We start from the raw sequence: 3,033 nt of genomic DNA on the forward strand, positions 1-3,033 counted from the left end.
ACCCATACCGTCAAGGAGCCCGTTCCTTGAGGAACTCAGGAATAAGGTTACTCAATCGATGGCAAAAGACGCCAGGAGAGCGTCGATAGAGGAGCCTGCCGGAGTACTTCTGCCAAAGCTACCCGAACGGCAAAAAACGGCAGAACCGGAAATACAACCCATATCGGCAAGGGGCCCGTTGCTTGATGAACTCAGGAATAAGGTCACTAACCGGCATGAACAACACATATATGAAGACACTGGGATATATGAAGATGTTGGCGTAGATAAAAATGATCGCATATATGATGATGTTGTCGAATATTATGAACTTGAAGATGAATATGATAGCGAATTTGATAACAGAGAATATGAAGATGGTGCCACTTATGAATATGTTGACACCAGCCAACTGCGCAGAATGAGAACTGCTGCAGAGTAGATCATTCCAATGAGTTTGAGGTGCATAATCTCCACCCTGAACGGGGTCCAAGGGTAATTGGCTTGGGAGGCTGTCCGAGAATAGCGCCCGACTGGGCGTCCCCATAGCGAGGACGACAGAAAATTGAGGATAAAAATTCGGTTTTGTGAGGTGAATATCGGGGCTATTTGCCGAACAAAAGCGGATTTTTAGACCAATTTGCTGCCACCGCACGACTGCATGGCTGCTGGAGCTAGAGCAACGCAGGAGCAGTTGCCGTGTAGGGCAGTCTATTCTTGGACAGCCTCCTGGGCGCCCCCGTTGCTTCATCAGCGTAAAAGTTCTCACTATGGGAATTTTTATGGGATAACCAAGTCCGGGCGGCCCCACTGTTCCCCGGGCAACGAATTGTGAAACAGAAACATTCCTGAGCGATCAAGAACCCTCGTCTTTATGCCCTTCGGGTGCGCCAGGGTGGGGAGTATCAGGCAGTACACTAACTAACCACCCGGCTTTTTCCTGTTATGCAAGATTTTGCACATTGCCTGTGGTCAATATTTCAAAAGGTTCTTCTCACTGCATGAGCCTCGTCTACCCTTGCCCTTATTTTGCGAGGTAATAGCTGTGATATCCCAATCTTCCCTTCAGCCAACAGGCACATCCACCGCATCTGGGTCCGCACCCGTTCAGCCAACTGTGAACAAGGTGCTTTGGGCAGGGTTGGATGTGGCCCTCCGATTTGTGCATCCGTTGTTGCAGTCATTGCATCCCGGTTATATTCCCCCCGGGCAGCAGCAGTCGGCGCAACCGTATGAAGGTCCGGCCTTCACCATTGGCAGCGCCGATGGGCAGAACGGTAGCTTGCTTCAGGGTATTGGCCTGGGTGCCCGACTGGTGTCGCCTTACACTGTGTTGCCAGCAGAGATCCGTACGCTGTTGGAGGGTTGTGTCACCCTTTCTGCGGCGGCCCGGCTCAAGGATCAGTTGGGGACGACAATCGCTTCGGCATCCGGGCAGAGTCGGGCAGACAGCTCAGTGGACGGTTCCCCAACAAACGACAAGGGCAAGAAAAAAAAGACACTGCAGCAAACACCACAACGGACCAGCCCACTGGCCACCGCTTCTACCCGGACTGGCCCGCTACCAGGCACGTCCCTGGCACTGGGGGCTCTGGCCAGCCTTGCCGCTGTTGGCGGGTCATCAGCAACAACGCCTGCACACACCCCGACGTCCATCCCGACCACAGGGTCTAATGCAACATGCGCTGCTGATGAATCCCGCTGTGACAACGGCGAATGTTATTATGCTGAACATCAATGCGATGGGGACAACGATTGCTCTGATGGTTCCGATGAGAACTGCACACAAGCTGACTGTGACAGGCTGGAGGGACATAGCCACTTCTGCAACGATAGATGTGTTGACGACGACTGGGTATGTGATGGGGAAGAGGATTGTGGTGATGGCTCCGATGAGAAGAACTGCACACAAGCTGTCTGTGATAGACTGGGACGTAACTTTTTATGCGACGATAACAAATGTATTCACTCCGACGAGCTATGTGATGGCTGGGATAATTGCGGCGATCGCTCCGATGAGAACTGTACAGAAGCTGACTGCGATAGACTGGGAAGTAAAGTTTTTTGCGACGATAAATGTGTTCGCGACAAATTTTTATGCGATGATGAAAATAATTGTATGGATGGCACGGATGAGCGGGCGGAGTTATGCAACCCTGTCTCTTCCAGTCCGACGCCGCCAATAGCTACCCGCCAGGTGTTCAAACTCAATAACACTGAATCCCCGGATAAAATTGGCACCGGCCCCAACCACCCACCCAATGGCACCTATAACCAAACCACCGATATTGGTGCCAGCAACCTGAGCCAACCCATTAGCCGTTCTTCAGGCATGGCCGGGGGGGCGACAAAAGTACCGGCAACCCCGGCATCGGTGACAGAAACGCTGTCAACGGTATCGAACACCACCATGAACTCTTCCGGACTGCCGGGGACCATCACGGCAGTGCCCGCCATTGTGGCAGGGGGCTCTTTAAGTGCTGGTGTAATAGCCGCTATTGCCGGGGCTGCAGTGTTGACAGTTGTGGCAGGGGTGTGCATCTATCGTCATTATCACCGCAGGTCATCCCCCGCCGATGCGGAGGACCTGCAGGAATTGGTGACAATCAATGCTGCGACTCAGGAGACAGTTGAACAACCCGGGACAGAAGCCTTCAGGGGGGAGGCAAGGGGGGATCCTGCCGGTGAACAAGTCTTCAGAATACCATCACCAGAGCCGCCCGGGCTGAAAAAAACAGCATTACCGGAAAACTATCCATGCTGACAAGGGACCCGTTCCATTATGAGAAACTCAGGGATGATGAGATGCCCCGATATGCACACATATATGAAAATGTTGGTTCATATGAAGATGTTGCCACTTGCAATCCCCGCAGCATGGGAACTGCCGCAGACCCTGATTGATAATACAGCCAGGACGAGCACACAAGTACTCGCAGCAGTAGATTACTTACTACTCCGGTAGCCCGATTTTTCGGGCTTTTTTGTTAGCGGGTTAAATTTTTCCTGATTACCACTGATCGTACGTCATGAATCAGCTGCTATAATAAACGT

Annotated in this window: 3 protein-coding genes; all 3 read left to right on the forward strand. The window is 52.2% G+C overall.

Features of this window, described 5'->3' with window-relative positions; translation table 11 throughout:
* A partial coding sequence (locus tag KDK14_RS05675; RefSeq protein WP_257264047.1) for a hypothetical protein occupies positions 1–421 on the forward strand: 421 nt, incomplete at its 5' end.
* Positions 422–1,126: 705 nt separating this feature from the next.
* Positions 1,127–2,743 (forward strand): hypothetical protein, encoded by a 1,617-nt coding sequence (locus KDK14_RS05680; protein WP_257264048.1) that lies wholly within the window; start codon positions 1,127–1,129, stop codon positions 2,741–2,743.
* Positions 2,737–2,883 (forward strand): hypothetical protein, encoded by a 147-nt coding sequence (locus KDK14_RS05685; RefSeq protein ID WP_257264049.1) that lies wholly within the window; start codon positions 2,737–2,739, stop codon positions 2,881–2,883. Before KDK14_RS05680 ends, KDK14_RS05685 begins: the two co-directional genes overlap by 7 nt.
* Positions 2,884–3,033: the final 150 nt, after the last annotated feature.

Source organism: Endozoicomonas sp. ONNA2, from assembly GCF_024606365.1.
In the GTDB taxonomy this organism is placed as follows: Bacteria; Pseudomonadota; Gammaproteobacteria; order Pseudomonadales; family Endozoicomonadaceae; genus Endozoicomonas.